This window comes from Paraburkholderia diazotrophica, from assembly GCF_038900755.1.
Taxonomy (GTDB): domain Bacteria; phylum Pseudomonadota; class Gammaproteobacteria; order Burkholderiales; family Burkholderiaceae; genus Paraburkholderia; species Paraburkholderia diazotrophica_A.
The window spans coordinates 1,069,953-1,086,521 of sequence record NZ_JBBPEN010000001.1 but is presented as its reverse complement, the minus strand read 5'-3'; the positions used below and the strand labels follow the sequence as shown (position 1 = coordinate 1,086,521).

Genomic DNA, 16,569 nt, shown 5'->3' with positions numbered 1-16,569 from the left:
TGCCAGAGTGATCGTGAACGAACATGCGGCAGCGGTCTGGCTGGCAGCACCAGACCGCTTCACGCCAGACCTCGTCCGCGCAGGCGTCCGTCAGTACTTGCGGCTCGGGAGAGTCTGCGCCGCGACGCTCATCGGGAAAACCGTCTCGTTCGTCACGATGCGCTTGGGCACCTGCTTGCCCGCGACGACGTCCTTCACGGCCGACATCAGCTGCGGTCCGAGAAGCGGGCTGCATTCGACGTCCACGTTGATCTTGCCGGCGATCATCGCCTCGAAGCCGCCCTTGGTTGCATCGAACGATACGACGGTCACGTCCTTGCCCGGCTTGATGCCCGCTTCCTCCATGGCCTGGATCGCGCCGAGCGCCATGTCGTCGTTATGCGCGTACACGACGTTGATCTGTTTGCCGTAGCTCTTGGCAAACGCTTCCATGACCTGCTTGCCGCCAGCCAGCGTGAAGTCGCCGCTTTGCGAAGCAATGATCTTGAACTTCGGATCGTTCTTGACCACTTCCATCAGGCCCGCGTGACGGTCGTTGGCGGGTGCCGATCCGACTGTGCCCTGCAACTCCGCGATGTTGATGGGGCCCGGCTCGTTCTTGTAACGTTCTTCGAGCCATCGGCCGGCTCGTCGTCCTTCCTCCAGAAAGTCGGAGCCGATCATCGTCACGTAAAGCGAAGTGTCTTTCACGTCGACGGCGCGATCGGTGAGGATCACCGGAATGTGGGCTGCCTTGGCTTCATTGAGCACCGGCTCCCAACCCGATTCCACGACCGGCGAGAACGCAATGACATTCACCTTTTGCGCGATGAACGAACGGATTGCCCTGATCTGGTTTTCCTGTTTCTGTTGGGCATCGGAGAACTTCAGGTTGATTCCCGCATCCTTCGCCGCACTTTTCACCGACACCGTATTGGCCGTACGCCACGCGCTTTCCGCGCCGACCTGTGAAAACCCGAGCGTAATCTGCTTTTCCTGAGCCGACGCGCTGGTAGCGGCTGCACATGTCAGCGCCATACTGACGAGTGTGCCGAACGCAAGCCTTACGATGAGTCTCATGTTCTGTCTCCTATGTACTAAAGCTGTTAGTACTGCCTTCCCGCTCGATACGTGCCGACGTCTCGACGTGGCATAACGGCCATCTGCGCGGTCAGAGCGCGTCTGCGAGGCCCTGGTTCGTTGTTGTCCTCCTTTGCCGATCAATGATTGGCAATGCCCGCGCGCATTCGTCCCGAAACTTCGCCGCGCGGGCCGGTTGATGTCAGACCGCTCGCTTGCTGCGGCGGAACTGGTCGAACAGCACGGCGAGCAGCAGAATGCCGCCGCGAATCAGGTATTGATAAAAAGTGGGCACGTTCATCAGGCTCATCGCGTCCTGTACCGCGCCCATGATCAGCACGCCGACCAGCACGCCCGAAATCGTCGCCACACCGCCCGTGAGGGACACGCCGCCGAGCACGCAGGCGGAGATCACGCCGAGTTCCAGTCCCACGGAAGTCTTCGGGTCACCGAGGCTCATCCGCGACGCGAGCATGACGCCGGCAAAACCAGTCACGAGGCCTTGCAGCACGAACACCGCGACCTTGATGCGCGTGACGGGCAGGCCCGCTAGCAGCGCCGCTTCGCTATTTCCGCCGACCGCGAGCACGTTCTTTCCGAATACGGTTTTCTTGAGCAGAAAGCCGAAAACGGCGAAGCCAATTATGTTGCTCCAGATCGGAAACGAGATGCCGAGGAAAGAGCCACCGCCGAGATCGAAAAAGCGCTCTTCCGAAATCATCACGGCATCGCCGTTCGACGTCAGGAACGCGAGGCCGCGCACGGCTTCCATCATTGCCAGCGTCGCGATCAGCGAGTTGATCTTGAAGCGGGCGATCAGCACGCCGTTGACGAGCCCTACGGCGCCGCCTGCGAGCACGCCTGCGGCGACACCGAGCAGCACGCTATGCGACTGCGTGATCACAGTCGACGCAACGACACCCGAAAACGCGACGATTGAAGCAACGGAAAGATCGACCTCGCCCAGCGCAAGCACGAACATCATCGTGACCGCGATCGAGCCGATCAGCGTGACCGAGAGCAGGAGGCCCTGGATGTTGCGGGTCGTGAGGAAGTCCGGCACCGTTGCGGAAAGGACCGCGAACAGCACCACGAATACCACGACGATGCCCGACCTGTTGATCATGTCCCACGCGCGGGCACGCGAAGGCGCGATGGGCGCGGCGGACTGGTTGGCGGCGGAAGTGCCCTGTGATTGCATGGCTTGACTCATCTCTGGTTCGTCATTCGAATCGCGCGCCCCGCAGATGCTGCGAGCACGCGCGGAAAATCGGTTGCTTCAGTGCGGCAGCGCCATTCTGATCAGTTCATCCGGCGATGCCTGGGCTTTCGGCACGCAACCCGCTATGCGCCCTTCGCGCATGACGATGATGCGATCCGCGACGCCGATCACTTCGGCGAGATCGCTTGACACCATCACTACCGTGCGCCCCGCCTCGGCCAGCTCGTACAGCAGGTTGTAAATCTCGGCACGCGCGCCGACGTCGATGCCGCGCGTGGGTTCGTCCATCAGAAACACTTCGATGCGTTCGGCGAGCCAGCGAGAGAGGATGACCTTCTGCTGGTTGCCGCCCGAAAGCGTGCCGATCGCTGTTTCGCCGTTGCGCGTCTTGATCGCGAGCTTCTGTATGTAGTCCTGCGCCAGTTCGCGCTCGCGTCGCGGATCGAGCAGAAACCGCGCGGGACTGAAATGACGGCGCGCGCTGATATTCAGGTTGTCCGCCACCGAGGCGATCGCGACGATGCCTTCCTGCTTGCGGTCTTCGGGACACAGCGCGATGCCGGCGCGCACGGCATCGCGCGGGCTCGCGAAGTTCACGCGTTTGCCGTCGAGTTCGACGTGCCCGGCACTGGCGCGCGTCGCTCCGTAGATCAGCTTCATGAGTTCCGAGCGGCCCGCGCCCACGAGGCCGAAGAAACCGACGATCTCGCCGCGTCGTGCCGTGAACGATATCGGCTCCGCAAGTCCCGGCCCGAGCAGTCCTTTCGCTTCGAGCAATACGTCTCCCGCCTCGCGCGGACGATAGCCGTAGACATCCGAAATCGACCGTCCCACCATCGCGGCGATCAGGCGGTTGCGATCGAGTTCGGCGACGGATTCGAAGGTCTCGATGCGCTTGCCATCGCGAAACACCGTGACGCGATCGCACAGCTCGTCCACCTCGTCCATGCGGTGAGTGACGTAGATGATCGCGCGGCCTTCTGCGCGCAGTGCATTGATGATGCGAAAGAGGTTTTCGGTTTCGCGCGCCGACAGCGAACTCGTGGGTTCGTCGAAGGCGATCACGCGCGCGTCGCGCATCAGCGCCTTGCCGATCTCGATCATCTGGCGCTGGCCGATCGAGAGATTCTTGACGGGCGTGCGTGGATCGATGCGCTCGCCGAGACGCTTGAGTTCATCCATCGCACGGCCGACGAGCGCGCGCTCGTCGAGCACGCCCAGGCGATTGGGCAGTTGCCCGAGCATCAGGTTTTCGGCGACCGTCAGCTCGGGCACGAGATGCAGTTCCTGATAGATGATGGCGATGCCGGCCTCGATCGCGGCCTTCGTCGTCGCGAACCTGTGTTCGACGCCGTTCAGACGCAACGTGCCTTCCTGCGGCTGATTCACACCTGAAAGCACCTTGAGCAGCGTGGATTTACCCGCGCCGTTCTCTCCCATCAGGCCGTGTACTTCACCCGCGCGCACTTCCAGCGACACCCTGTCGAGCGCGCGCACGCCCGGAAAACTCACGGTGATCCCGTGAAGTTCCAGATAGGCGCGCTTGCCCTGTTGGGCTTCAGCGTTCGCCGCTTCCGTCGCGCCCGCACCAGTCATGGTTTCAGTCATTGCATCCCTGCTCTTCTTTCGCCTTTACACTCGACGCGATCGTCAGATACCCAGTTCCGTGCGCACCGCCTGCCAGTTGTCGCGCGTCATGAGCTTGCCGGTGGTCTGCGTATCCGCGGCCGGCTCTTTGCCGCTGCGAATCCAGTCGATCAGGTTCTGCGCGCTTTGCTTGCCGTGGTTCGTCGAGCTGACAGCGATCGTGCCGAAGAAGCCCGTCGGTTCCTTTTTCTGGAACTCGGCGAACGCCTCACCCGCGCCATTGATGCCGACGCCAATCACATCCGCGGAAGGAATGTGCAACTGCTCGGTTGCACGCACGCCGCCCAGCACGCTTTCCTCGTTCAACGCGAAAACCACCCACTTCTTGATGTTCGGATGCTTGGACAACACCGGCGATGCCGCATTGAAGCCGCCTTCGTCGTCAGTGGTCTTTTGCGGCGCGTCGAAGATGTTGTCCTTCTTGAAACCGTTCGCGAGCAGCGTCTGCGTCGCGCCATCCGTGCGCAGCTTCGCCGTCGGCAGCTCATAGTCGGTGATGCGGATCGCACCCACTTCTTCCGGCTTCCAGCCGCGCTTCTTCATCTCATCCGAGATCGCCTGACCGACCTGATTGCCGATCTTGAACGCGGACATGCCGAGGTGCGGGACGTCCCCGAGCGGTTTGCCCGACGAGTCGACCAGTTGATCGTCGACGGTGACGAACTTCATGCTGTAGCGTTTTGCGCGTGCGCGGATGGCCGGTCCGAGACGCACGTCGGGCGCGCAGATCACGAAGCCCTGTGCCCCTTGCGCGCCGAGGTTGTCGATCGCGGCGAGCACCTTCTCGCCGTCGGGCGTCCCGATGTTGACGACCGAGAAGTTCTCCTTCTGGCCAAGCGCCGTGGCAGCCTTCTGTTCGTTGATGAACCACGCCTGCTCGGGCATCTTGACGAGAAAGCCGATCTTGGTTGGCGAATCGGCGTGGGCCGCCATGTTCATGCCGAGCGGCGCGATGCACATCGCCGCAAACATTGCACGAAGCGTGAATCGGCGGATTTTGCTGGTCATGTTTCTAGTCTCCTCTGATATGGTCGTTGCTAAGGGTCGATAAAGCGTCTAGCGGCCGAAGGCCTCAACTTCAATCTGCTTGCCAAGCAGGAATGCATCGGCAACGAGGCGCAACGGTCGCACGTCGACGTCGTCGGTGCCGTGCGCGATGAGCCAGTGAAAGCGTTCATAGAGCGCCGCGTACTCACGCTCCGGGCCGAGTTCGATCGAATCGCCCGCGATTGCGAGGCGCTTGCCGCCTTCGCTGATCGAAAGCAGGCCATCCGTCGTTTCGACATCGATCTGCCATTGCTCGACAGGGCCGTGACGCCAGTCGAATTCGACGCGCACGGGCACGCCATCGGCGTCGATGCAGTCGAGTCCGGCAGCGATGGGCGTCGCGCAATCTGCCGGCACATGCAGCGTTGCGCCGCGCAGCAGCACTTCATGCGGCAGGATGCGCGTCACGATCGACAGCGCGTTGATGCCCGGATCGAACACGCCGAGGCCGCCCGGTTGCCAGATCCATTGCTGCCCCGGATGCCAGCGCCGTACGTCTTCCTTCCAGCGCACGCGCACGGCGCGGATCGTGCGTTCCGCGAGCCAGCGGCGCGCGGGTTCGACAGCGCTGGCACAGCGGGAATGCCAGGTGGCGAACAACGTGCGGTTCTGCTTGCGTGCGAATTCGGCAAGCGCGATGACCTCGCTCACGCTCGCACCAGGCGGCTTTTCCAGCATCACATGCTTGCCCGCTTCGAGCGCGGCGCGCGCCTGTTCATAGCGCACTTGCGGCGGCGCGCACAACGCGACGGCATCGAGGTCGGTTTCGGCCTCGAGCATTGCGCCGATGTCCGTGTAGTTGCGCACGCCGTTGACCTGCGCGTTGCGGCTCGAGGCCGCGACGAGCGCAAACCCCGGGTTGCCCGCGATCGCCGGCAGATGTTGGTCGCGTGCGATCTTGCCCACGCCGACGATGCCCAATCTGTAGGGTGCGTTCATGCTTTTTATTTACCCCACTGCAACACAAGCGGATTCAGACGACGCGCGATGTCGACCAGCTCGGCGCGCGTGTCCGCATGCATCGCGGGCAACGGATGACGCGGCAGTTCGCACGCAATCACGCCGCCTTCTTTCATCAGTGACTTGCAGGCGAGCAGACCGGCCTGGCGGTTCTCGTGATTGATGAGGGGCAGCCACTTCTGATAAAGATTGAAGGCATCGTCGATGCGGCCTTCGCGATGCGCTTCGATGATCGGGCGAATGCCGTCCGGAAACCCGCCGCCCGTCATCGAGCCCGTCGCGCCCGCGTTCAGGTCCGCCAGCAGCGTGATCCCCTCCTCGCCGTCCCACGGCCCTTCCACCGCTTCGCCACCCAGCCTGATCAGTTCTCGCAGCTTGTTTGCCGCTCCCGGCGTTTCGATCTTGAAGTACGAGACCTGCTCGATCTCGCGCGCCATGCGTGCGAGCAGCGGCGCCGAAAGCACGGTGCCGCTCGCGGGCGCGTCCTGAATGATGATCGGAATATCGATCGCATCGGACACGCGTGCGTAGAACTCGTAGATCTGCGACTCGGGCACGCGGAAAGTCGCGCCGTGATACGGCGGCATCAGCATGACCATTGCCGCGCCCTGCTCCTGCGCGCGCCTGCTGCGCGCGGCGGCCACGTTGGTGCCGTAATGCGTGGTGGTGACGATCACGGGCACGCGGCCCGCTACGTGTTCGAGCACGGTACGCGTGATGACGTCGCGCTCTTCGTCCGAGAGCGAAAACTGCTCGGAGAAGTTCGCGAGAATGCACAGGCCGTCCGAACCCGCGTCGATCATGAAATCGACAGCGCGCTTCTGGCTGGCAAGATCGAGTTCGCCGGTCTCCGTGAAGGTAGTCGGCACGACGGGGAAGATGCCCCGGTAGCGGGGCGTACGGCTCGTGTTCTTGCCGGGTTGCGGCACCTGTGGATTCGTCATCCTGTCTCCTCATTCATGTCACCAGTCCGCGTCGCATCGCAACTTTGCGTGGCGCGCGGATCTTTCCCGTCAGCGCTTTACGAAGTGCGCTGTGTTTCCGGGTTGCCCGCGAAGCGTCGACGCCGGTCGAGTGGATCGGCGTGCGCGCGCGCCGCAGCCCACTTTCTGCCATCGCGCGCTCGATGAGTTGATCGCCGGGTGCTTCGATACGCGCCGCGCAATCGTCGAGAAATTGCGCGTGCTTTGCGGCATGCAACGCTGCAACGCGCGATAGACGTCGACCGTTTCGTCGGCAAGCCCGCAGGCTTTGTCGACGTCGGTGCTCAATGCACTGCGAAATACGGGTTGCGCGATGGGCTCGCGCGTCGCCGCGTCGATCGCCTGGAACGGCGCGCCTTCGTCGCGCTTTGCGCGGCCCGCGATCAGCAGTTCACCCGTGAGTTGAATCGTCATGATCTGCCTTCGATGCGCGTCAGTGCGAATGACGCGGCACGGCAGCGCCACGTTTCCCGACGAGGAAGTCGAGGTCGCAGCCTTCGTCTGCTTGCAGCACGTGATCGACGTAGAGGCGCGCGTAACCGCCCTTGCCCATCTGCTCGGCGACGCCGGGCGCCGTGGCCGGATCGATGTCGCACAGACGGCGCTTCAGTTCTTCCTCGCTGATGTCGAGATGCAGGCGTCCCGCTTCGCAATCGAGCTCGATCCAGTCGCCGTTGCGCACGGCGGCAAGCGGGCCGCCCGCCGCCGCTTCAGGCGCGACGTGCAGCACCACCGTGCCGTACGCGGTGCCGCTCATGCGCGCGTCGGAGATACGCACCATGTCCTTGACGCCCTGGCGCAGCAGCTTCGGCGGCAAGCCCATGTTGCCGACCTCGGCCATGCCCGGATAGCCTCGCGGTCCGCAGTTCTTCATCACGAGGATCGAGTCCTTGTCGACATCGAGCGATTCGTCTCCGATCGTCGCCTTGTAGTGATCGAAGTTTTCGAACACCACTGCGCGGCCGCGATGCTTGAGAAGCTCGGGTGTTGCCGCCGACGGCTTGAGCACGGCGCCGCGCGGGGCGAGATTGCCGCGCAGGATGCAGATGCCGCCGTCCGCGATGAGCGGTCTGTCGAGCGGGCGAATCACCTCGTCGTTGTAGTTGGGCGCCTCGCGTACGTTGTCCCAGATCGACTTGCCGTTGACGGTCAGCGCGCCGGGATGCGGCAGCAGGTTCGCCTCGCCCAGGCGCCGCAGCACCGCCGGCAGGCCTCCTGCGTAGTAGAACTCCTCCATCAGGAAGCGCCCCGACGGTTGCAGATCGACAATGGTCGGCGTGCTGCGGCCGATGCGCATCCAGTCCTCCAGTTCGAGCGGCACGCCGACGCGCCCCGCGATCGCCTTCAGGTGGATCACGGCATTGGTCGAGCCGCCGATCGCCGCATTCGTTCGGATCGCGTTCTCGAATGCCTCGCGTGTGAGGATCTTCGAGAGCTTCAGATCTTCGAGCGCCATTTGCACGATACGGATGCCCGACATGTGCGCGAGCACGTAGCGGCGCGCGTCCACAGCCGGAATCGCCGCGTTGTGCGGCAGCGACACGCCGAGCGATTCGGCCATGCAGGCCATCGTCGAAGCCGTGCCCATCGTGTTGCACGTACCCGCCGAGCGGGACATGCCCGCTTCTGCCGACAGGAAATGGTGCAGGTCGATCTCACCCGCCTTCAGCGATTCGTGCAGTTGCCACACTGCGGTGCCCGAGCCGATGTCCTTGCCTTCGAGCTTGCCGTTGAGCATGGGACCGCCCGTCACGACGATCGCGGGCACGTCGACGCTCGCCGCGCCCATCAGCAGCGCGGGCGTGGTCTTGTCACAGCCGCACAGCAGCACGACAGCGTCGATGGGATTGCCGCGGATCGCTTCTTCCACGTCCATCGACGCGAGATTGCGCGTGAGCATCGCTGACGGACGCAGGTTCGATTCGCCGTTCGAGAACACCGGAAACTCGACGGGAAAACCGCCTGCTTCATAGATGCCGCGCTTGACATGCTCGGCGAGCTTGCGGAAATGCGCATTGCAGGGCGTGAGTTCGGACCACGTATTGCAGATGCCGATAATCGGCCGGCCGTCGAATTCGTGATCGGGAATGCCCTGATTTTTCATCCAGCTTCGATACATGAAGCCGTTCTTGTCAGTGGTGCCGAACCACTGTTGAGACCGCAGTTTGGGTTTGATTGCCGACATCGTCTGTCTTTCGGGAGGGTCAGATTTGCGTGCAGTGTATGAACAAAATTGATAACCTACTAATGAAAACTTGGACGCTTTCCATATCAGTTCATATATCGGTATTAATACTTAGTCGATGCTGGATACGAACCCCTGGTACGTGCGCACGCGCCTGAAGACACGGCAATTGCTGCTGGTCGTCGCGCTTGCAGAGGAAGGCAACATTCATCGCGCCGCAGCGGTGCTTAACATGACGCAGCCAGCCGCTTCCAAGCTGCTGCGCGAACTCGAAGAGATGGTTGGCGCGGTTCTGTTCGAACGCATGCCGCGCGGCGTGCGGCCAACGCTCTATGGCGACGCACTAGTGCGGCACGCTCGCGTCGTGCTGGGCAGTCTCGAACAGGCCCAGGACGAGCTCGCCGCTCTCAAGGCGGGACGCCTCGGTCACGTTGCAGTCGGCGCAATCACGTCGCCGGGAGTGCGGGTTCTTCCGGCAGCTGTCGCGGCCGTCAAGCGCATGCACGCGAACATCCGCATCTCGGTTGAAATAGACACCAGCAATGTGCTGCTTGAGCGGCTGTCGCAAGACAAGCTCGACATCGTGCTCGGGCGACTGTCGGCCGAGCACGACAAGCTTCAGTTGCGCTACGAGGCGCTCGCGGGGGAACCCGTCCGCGCCGTGGTTCGCAGCGGTCATCCGCTGTTGGGCGTGACGTCGATCGAACTGGCCGACGTCCAGCGCAGCGCGTGGATCGTGCCGCCGGCGGGCAGTGTGCTACGGCATCGTTTCGAGCTGATGTTTCAGCGTGCGAGCCTCCCACCGCCGTCGAACGTCGTCGAGACGGCCGCTTTGCTCTTCGTCACGCGTGTGCTTGAAAAAAGCGACATGATTGCGGTGCTCGCGGAAGACGTTGCGCGCTACTACGCGACGCATGGCATGGTGGAAATCCTGCCTCTGCCGATGGAATGCAGAATGGACGACTTCGGGCTGATCACTCACGGTGAAAGGCTGCTCTCGCCCGCTGCGGCGCTGATGATCGACGCGCTGCGCGCAGCGAGCCGCGAGACGTATGATCTGCCCTATCGTTCCTGAACGGGCGCCGTTGATGCTAGCGCAACAGCTTGGGCGCAGAAGTTAGACAGCCGCCGCGTAGAAACGCGACTCCGGGCCCGCGCAGGTGCGCAGGGTTCACGTTCACGGCACGCTCGCATCCTTGAACGTAAGAAGGGCCGGCTGGTTTTCCTCGTGGTTCGTATCGGCGATAAGCTGACGCTGTACGGTTGCCGTCTGGATGCCGCAGGCCTGACCTTTGTCGGCGAACGCGATATTTGTAACCCCTTCAAGTCGCACTCAATACGAGCATGAGCGCCGGAGCGTCCAGGCGACGCCTGAACGCAGCACACGATGTGCCGTGCGCACACGGCGGCTTCCCGGACGCGACCGCAAGAAGGACCGCCGCTTGCGGCATGCGCCGAGGTAAATCTGCATACGACGCGCGAAAGGAGGTCGATATGGCCAGGATCATCGAAACGAGGCTGATTACACAGGCACCTGACGCCCTTTGGAGAGAGATCGGGCAGTTTGGCGCCGTCGGTCGATGGCACCCCATGCTGTCCAAGGTCGACAGCGAAGGCGAGCACGAGGGTGGCCTGCGCATGGCCGAGGGCAAGGACGGCAGCCGGCAAATCGAGCGCCTGGTTGAAACGGACCCAGAGCGGCACTTCTATCGTTACAGGATGGAATTCACACCGATGCCCGTTCGCGACTACGTCGCCGAATTTCGGATCGATGCCAACGCGGACGGCACGAGCACGGTCGTCTGGTCCGCGCAATTCGCGCCGCTGTCGGATGATGAGGGAACGACCGGCATGATCAGCGGCTTTCTGAACGCCGGCCTCGACAACATCGCGCTTCTGTATGGCAACGCGCCAATCGACGATCAAGCGGGCACTCGCACCGCGCAACGGAATTTTTTCACTTGCCGCACGAAAGAACTCGAAGTGGCCTACGAGGTATCAGGCCCGGCTGACGGACGGCCGCTCGTGCTCGTCCACGGCTGGCCCGACGACGTCACTTGCTGGGACAAGACGATCGCGCGGCTCGGCGACCAGCACTTCCGGATCTACGCGCCGTATCTACGCGGATCCGGGCCGACGCGCTTCCTGCATCGCGGTACGCTGCGCAGCGGCGCGATCGCTGCACTGACGCTCGATCTGTCGGAGTTTCTGGACGCACTGGACCTGAAGGACGTCGTGCTCGCCGGCTATGACTGGGGCGCGCGCGCCGCATATGGCGTCGCTGCGCTGTTCCCCGACAGACTCACTGGCATCGTTGCCGCCGCGGCTGGCTATGCGACCGCGATTCCTCCCGCCGAGATGCCCTATGAACTGGCGCAGGCGTACTGGTACGAGTGGTACGTCGCAACGACATACGGAAACAGGGCTTACCGCGACGACCGCGAACGGCTATGCAGATATCTGTGGCAGAGCTGGTCGCCCCCGTGGCCGGACAGAGACACGGAGTTCGAAGCGATGGCGGGCTCTCTCAACAATCCCGACTGGGCCGACATCAGCCTGCACGCTTATCGGCAGCGCTGGCATGATGCCCGTGGCGCGGAAGAGCACGAACAGGTTGAACGCCGCCTGGCGGAGCCTCCCACGATCCGTGTCCGGACGATCATGCTTCAGGGCGCGGAGGACCGGGACAATATGCCCGTCACGTCCGAAAACAAGGAGCGCTACTTTACGGGCGGCTACGAACGGCGCCTGCTCGCAGGCGTCGGGCACTTCGTTCCGCGTGAAGCGCCCGATGACTTTGCCGACGCAATATGCGCGATCGCAGAACGCTGAATAAAAGGAATCCATCTCCTTCTGCAATGAGGCCATGAGCGGCCCAGGAAACAGCTCTTGCTCGAACGATTTATCGATGTACCCGACACTCACCGGAGGGATCGAATCTGGCGTGTCGCCGCATGCGATCCTTTCGCTCCTCCTGGTATTTGCGCGATCGTATGACGCCGCCGGCGCGAGGGACGTGTTGATGCGCTGTCCGTCGACGAGCGCCGTGCATGCGCCACATTGGCCCTGATCGCTGCCTGTCTTTGTGCCTGTCAGTGCGGAGCCTCTCGTCGCATCCGGCCCTGTGGTGCCAACACCGGTCTATCAGCTTAAAGTACTGGTATTCAGCGTCGGGGCGCCGCCATGAACCTTGAAGACGAAATGCGGGACCTCCAGCTTGCTGACAATGCCATTGCGGCGGCGCGGTCCCGGATCGCCCGCCAGGTCGAATTGCTGCAGGCGCTTGAGAAGGATGGGCGCAATACCCGGCTCGCTGAAAAACTTCTCGCCGAAATGCAGCGCACACTGCGGACGATGATTGAATTTCGCGCGGTCATTGCAACAGCTATCGACAGCATGACGTCAAAAAAGCTGTAGCTGTTTTTCGCGGCCGCCTTTCGGCCGCCGGAAAGGATCGCGATACCGTCATGTCGTTCGCGCTGCCAACCGGACAGGGAACTGACAGTCTCCGCTAACGCTGCTGTGGCGCGTCAAGCTCTACCTCGCCGGACGATCTGCAGTCGTGTCCCGAGAATCAGATACTCCATCGCTATCGATCGATTCGTCGACAGCGCCTACTTGCGAGGCGAGGATCACCCGATCGCCGTTCGCGGGATAGTAGCGCTTATGTAGCCGGGGCGAGAATACGACATCGCCCCGGTGTACAGCCAAACCCGACAGATCACAAAACGAATCTTTTCGTGCGAGTCCGATCCGCCAGACCTGGTCGGCATAATGACCGAACAGCGGATCGCTCCAGCACAGACGTATCGATCGGGATGACACCCGTTCAATGTCCGAGATCCTCGCAGCGCCGCGTTCGCAGTGCGATGGCCCGACCGCTGCGCCAAAAGCTGCCTTGCGATGACGGAACCTTTCCTTGCGAGTCTCTGTAGCCCGCTGAGCTGCCGCGACGGCGGCGGGTAGCGGCGTCAATACGTCAAGCAACGTCCGGCATACCGAATCCGATCGAATGCATTGAGTCATCGTGATCCCCGGAAAAACGAAAGAAGAAAGCCTGTCGGCCAGGAGATGCGCCTCGTAACCGTTCCTGTTGAAAATCAGGTTCGCATTACCTGTAAGAATGCCTCTCGCTTTCAGTGCCATTCGACATTTACCTTGCCTCGGCGCGCTGTCATTCGACGTTTGATTTTATTTGGCCCGAGATGTGAATGTTAAGTGCGCGGCGCTGTCCGTATCTCCTACCTTGCGGACAAGCCAGTCTCTTCAAAGGCCGCCGACCGGTGGATAAAACAGACCCACCTCGGCCGGTTCGCTGGCCCGCATAAACCGCAGCGAACGCGGCTTCATTGTCTGATCTGTTCGTCGGCCCGACCGTCAGCAAGCTTCGCGCGCCGATCCATGCAAAGAGCGCATCAAGACCGCGCCAGTGGCCTGACGAAACGCTTCCGTTATCAGAAAGTTCGATGACGGCGATGCCATTTAACGCACGGGCAGCGGTTTATGCCCGGGCGAGCAACAGGTCGAGTCGTTGCAGCACCATGAGCGCTTGCTCCAGCCCTCTTTGTTCCGCGACCTTGCCATCCGTGATCCGATAGACCGTCGTGACGAGGCACTGCACGTTCCCTGCTGCTTCATCGCACGGAACGCCGGATGCTCATCCTCGCTCGTTGCGAATGGCGATGTGGCGTTCGCGCATGCGTTCGATATCGCTATTGTCGAACGGCACGTCTGCCACGCCCGTGCTACGACGGAGTTACCGATGCAAATCAGTAGCCTTCTTTTGTCACGCTTTCAGTTCGCGTGGGTCATCGCATGGCATATCCTGCTGCCCGCGTTTACGGTGGGTCTGTCATGCTACATCGCGACACTTGAAGTCCTGTGGTGGCGCACGCATCGTGACGTGTATCGCCGGCTGTCCGCGTTCTGGATTCGCATCTTCTCCGTATCGTTCGGAATGGGCGTCGTATCGGGGATCGTGATGCCATTCCAGTTCGGCACCAACTGGAGCCGCTTTATCGGCGCGACGGCGAGCACGCTCGGGCCGCTGATGACCTATGAAGTGCTGATGGCGTTCTTCCTCGAATCGGCGTTTCTCGGCGTGATGCTGTTCGGACGGCGGCTCGTGCCGCAAGGCGTGCATGTGTTCTCGTCGATCATGGTCGCGGTGGGCACGCTGTTGTCATCGTTCTGGATCCTGGCCGCGAATAGCTGGATGCAAACGCCATCCGGCTACCGCATCGTCGACGGACGCTTTGTTCCGTCGAGCATGGCGGATGTGATCTTCAATCCTTCGTTCCCGTTTCGCCTGATGCACACGGTGACGGGTTTTCTCGTGACGACGGCGTTCGTCGTGCTCGGCGTCGGCGCGCATTATCTGCTGCATCGACGCGCCCTCGAAGAAAGTCGATTGATGGTCAAGATGGCGCTGATCTTTCTGTGCGTGACGGTACCGCTGCAGGTGGCGCTCGGCGATGCGCACGGCCTGAACACGCGCGAGCATCAGCCCGCAAAGCTCGCCGCGATGGAAGGACTGTGGGAGGCGGGCAGCCGCGTGCCCGCGAACCTCTTCAGCATCCCCGACGAAAAACAGGAACGCAATCGCTTCGAGATTTCGATTCCCGTGCTCGGCAGCCTGTATCTGACACACGATCCGAACGGCGTGGTCCGTGGACTCAAAGACTGGCCGCGTAGCGACAGGCCCCCCGTCGCCGTTGTCTTCTTCGCGTTCCATCTGATGGTCGGCCTCGCGCTCCTGATGCTGGCCGTCGTCATCTGGGGTGCGGTGCTGCTCAAGGGCGCGCGGCTCTACGCAAACGGCGCCTGGCTCAAGACCTGCCGCACGACGACGCCGATCGGCTTCTTCGCCGTCGTCGCAGGCTGGACGACGACGGAAGCGGGACGCCAGCCGTGGACCGTCTATGGCCTCATGCGCACGGCCGATTCGGTTTCGCCGTCGCTGTCGACAGGTGACGTCGCACTGTCATTTGGGCTGTACGTGCTGGCCTATCTCGCGATGTTCGGCAGCGGCTTCGTGCTGCTCAGGCGTCTTGTGCGCGCCGGGCCGATCGGGCAGGAACCGGAAACACCCGTGCGCCCGCAGCGCGGCGCGCGTCCGCTATCGGCCGTCTCCGGGCCCGAAGGTACGTACGAGCCGTCCACGACGAATGGAGAAGCACGATGAATCTTGACCTCGTGCCCCTGTGGACCGCCATACTCGGCCTTGCCGTGCTGATGTACGTGCTGCTCGACGGCTTCGATCTCGGCGTCGGCATGCTGTTTCTCGTGCGGCGCGACGAGCCCGACCGTGACCTGATGATCGCATCGCTTGCTCCCATCTGGGACTTCAATGAAACATGGCTGGTGCTCGGCGGCACCGTGTTCATGGCCGCATTTCCCGGCGCGTTCGAGATCGTGATACCGGCCGTGTACTTCCCCATTGGTCTGATGCTGATCGGGCTGCTGTTTCGCGGCGTCGCGTTCGAATTCCGCGAGGTGCCGGGCGCACGCAAGTGGCTGTGGAACGGCGCATTCGGATTCGGCTCGCTGCTCGCGACGCTTGCACAAGGCGCCGTGCTGGGCGCGTTCGTCGAGGGTTTTCCGTCGTCGCATGGCATTTTCACGGGCACGAGCTGGGATTGGGTCCGGCCGTTTCCGCTCTTCTGCTCGCTCGGTCTCGCAGCCGGCTATGCACTTCAAGGCGCGACGTGGCTCGTCATGAAAACGGAAGGCGCCTTGCAGGCCTGGGCGCGTTCGATGGCGCGCGGCTGTGTGGCCGCGGTGCTCTTTTTCATCGCGGCTGTCAGCGTGTGGACGCCGCTCGCGGACGACCGCATCGCCGAGCGATGGTTCACGTGGCCGAACATGCTCGCATTCAGTCCCGTGCCGATCATTACCGTCGCGCTCGCGTGGTGGCTCATACGCTCATTGAACCGCTCGGGCCATGCCGCGCCTTTCGTGTGCTCGGTGGGACTTTTCTTCCTGTCGTTCTCGGGGCTGGTTCTCAGCTTGTGGCCGTATGCGGCCCCGCCGCATGTCACGCTATGGGACGCCGCGTCGTCGCAAGTGTCGCAGGAATTTCTGTTGATCGGCACGATGTTCATTCTGCCGATCCTGCTGATGTATGTGTGCTGGTCGTATTGGGTGTTCCGCGGCAAGGTGCGCGGCGGTGGCTATCACTGAGCAGGCGGCGAACGCTATAGTCTCTGTGACTGTTCCTACCACATACGTCACGGTGATCATCATATTGCGAGGCTGGGCGCCGATGGTTTCACCCGTGCTGTCGGCGACCGCATGAATGAGTTCCCGTTTGCTCATGCGTAAGTGCATCGAACTGCTGATTCAACAGAACGAGAATCATATGACCGGTCCACTCACCGCCGTGGAGATTGCGCCCCGGAGCATTCGACCATCGCACGTCATCGCTATCGCGAAAATGCCCTACAATCACTGAGTTAGCACTACCC

The 16,569-nt window shown here is 62.4% G+C and carries 14 protein-coding genes and 1 pseudogene; 5 read left to right on the top strand and 10 right to left on the bottom strand.

Annotated elements, in window-relative coordinates:
* Positions 1–90 precede the first annotated feature (90 nt).
* The 8 genes from AABE10_RS05055 to AABE10_RS05020 all read right to left on the bottom strand — a co-directional run bounded on the left by AABE10_RS05055 (position 91) and on the right by AABE10_RS05020 (position 9,103).
* Complete coding sequence (locus AABE10_RS05055) at positions 91–1,059, bottom strand: ABC transporter substrate-binding protein (RefSeq protein ID WP_342932160.1); 969 nt, start codon at positions 1,057–1,059, stop codon at positions 91–93.
* 202 nt (positions 1,060–1,261) lie between these two features.
* Complete coding sequence (gene araH, locus AABE10_RS05050; protein ID WP_342932159.1) at positions 1,262–2,272, bottom strand: L-arabinose ABC transporter permease AraH; 1,011 nt, start codon at positions 2,270–2,272, stop codon at positions 1,262–1,264.
* 66 nt (positions 2,273–2,338) lie between these two features.
* On the bottom strand, positions 2,339–3,889 hold the full coding sequence (gene araG / locus AABE10_RS05045) for an L-arabinose ABC transporter ATP-binding protein AraG (RefSeq protein WP_428983259.1): 1,551 nt from the start codon (positions 3,887–3,889) through the stop codon (positions 2,339–2,341).
* Positions 3,890–3,931: 42 nt separating this feature from the next.
* The gene (locus AABE10_RS05040) at positions 3,932–4,936 is read right to left on the bottom strand and encodes an arabinose ABC transporter substrate-binding protein (protein ID WP_342932158.1); all 1,005 of its coding nucleotides are present in this window, start codon (positions 4,934–4,936) and stop codon (positions 3,932–3,934) included.
* A gap of 48 nt (positions 4,937–4,984) precedes the next feature.
* Positions 4,985–5,914 (bottom strand): Gfo/Idh/MocA family oxidoreductase, encoded by a 930-nt coding sequence (locus tag AABE10_RS05035; RefSeq protein ID WP_342932157.1) that lies wholly within the window; start codon positions 5,912–5,914, stop codon positions 4,985–4,987.
* Positions 5,915–5,919: 5 nt separating this feature from the next.
* Complete coding sequence (locus AABE10_RS05030) at positions 5,920–6,879, bottom strand: dihydrodipicolinate synthase family protein (protein WP_342932156.1); 960 nt, start codon at positions 6,877–6,879, stop codon at positions 5,920–5,922.
* 69 nt (positions 6,880–6,948) lie between these two features.
* Positions 6,949–7,332: a hypothetical protein gene (locus AABE10_RS05025; protein WP_342932155.1), complete on the bottom strand. Its 384-nt coding sequence runs from the start codon at positions 7,330–7,332 to the stop codon at positions 6,949–6,951.
* A gap of 19 nt (positions 7,333–7,351) precedes the next feature.
* The gene (locus AABE10_RS05020) at positions 7,352–9,103 is read right to left on the bottom strand and encodes an IlvD/Edd family dehydratase (protein WP_342932154.1); all 1,752 of its coding nucleotides are present in this window, start codon (positions 9,101–9,103) and stop codon (positions 7,352–7,354) included.
* 118 nt (positions 9,104–9,221) lie between these two features.
* Between AABE10_RS05020 and AABE10_RS05015 the strand changes: the two genes are divergently transcribed.
* Positions 9,222–10,178 carry a LysR substrate-binding domain-containing protein gene (locus AABE10_RS05015; protein WP_342932153.1) on the top strand — a complete coding sequence of 319 codons (957 nt, stop codon included), beginning with the start codon at positions 9,222–9,224 and terminating at the stop codon, positions 10,176–10,178.
* A gap of 45 nt (positions 10,179–10,223) precedes the next feature.
* On the opposite strand, the pseudogene AABE10_RS36365 reads toward AABE10_RS05015, so the two are convergent.
* Positions 10,224–10,349 (bottom strand): annotated as a pseudogene (locus AABE10_RS36365) (4Fe-4S dicluster domain-containing protein); the annotation flags it as partial.
* A gap of 98 nt (positions 10,350–10,447) precedes the next feature.
* Between AABE10_RS36365 and AABE10_RS05010 the strand changes: the two are divergent.
* Together AABE10_RS05010 and AABE10_RS05000 are read left to right on the top strand one after the other, a co-directional pair.
* Complete coding sequence (locus AABE10_RS05010; RefSeq protein WP_342932152.1) at positions 10,448–11,935, top strand: alpha/beta fold hydrolase; 1,488 nt, start codon at positions 10,448–10,450, stop codon at positions 11,933–11,935.
* Between the two features lie 351 nt (positions 11,936–12,286).
* Complete coding sequence (locus AABE10_RS05000; RefSeq protein ID WP_342932151.1) at positions 12,287–12,520, top strand: hypothetical protein; 234 nt, start codon at positions 12,287–12,289, stop codon at positions 12,518–12,520.
* 120 nt (positions 12,521–12,640) lie between these two features.
* On the opposite strand, the gene AABE10_RS04995 is transcribed toward AABE10_RS05000, so the two are convergent.
* Positions 12,641–13,249, bottom strand: a complete 609-nt coding sequence (locus AABE10_RS04995) for a DUF3331 domain-containing protein (protein WP_342932150.1) — start codon at positions 13,247–13,249, stop codon at positions 12,641–12,643.
* A gap of 616 nt (positions 13,250–13,865) precedes the next feature.
* Here AABE10_RS04995 and AABE10_RS04990 point away from each other — a divergent pair.
* Both AABE10_RS04990 and cydB read left to right on the top strand, forming a co-directional pair.
* The gene (locus AABE10_RS04990) at positions 13,866–15,287 is read left to right on the top strand and encodes a cytochrome ubiquinol oxidase subunit I (RefSeq protein WP_342932149.1); all 1,422 of its coding nucleotides are present in this window, start codon (positions 13,866–13,868) and stop codon (positions 15,285–15,287) included.
* The gene (cydB, locus tag AABE10_RS04985) at positions 15,284–16,285 is read left to right on the top strand and encodes a cytochrome d ubiquinol oxidase subunit II (RefSeq protein ID WP_342932148.1); all 1,002 of its coding nucleotides are present in this window, start codon (positions 15,284–15,286) and stop codon (positions 16,283–16,285) included. The genes AABE10_RS04990 and cydB overlap by 4 nt, the downstream gene beginning before the upstream one ends.
* The last annotated feature ends 284 nt before the right edge of the window (positions 16,286–16,569 follow it).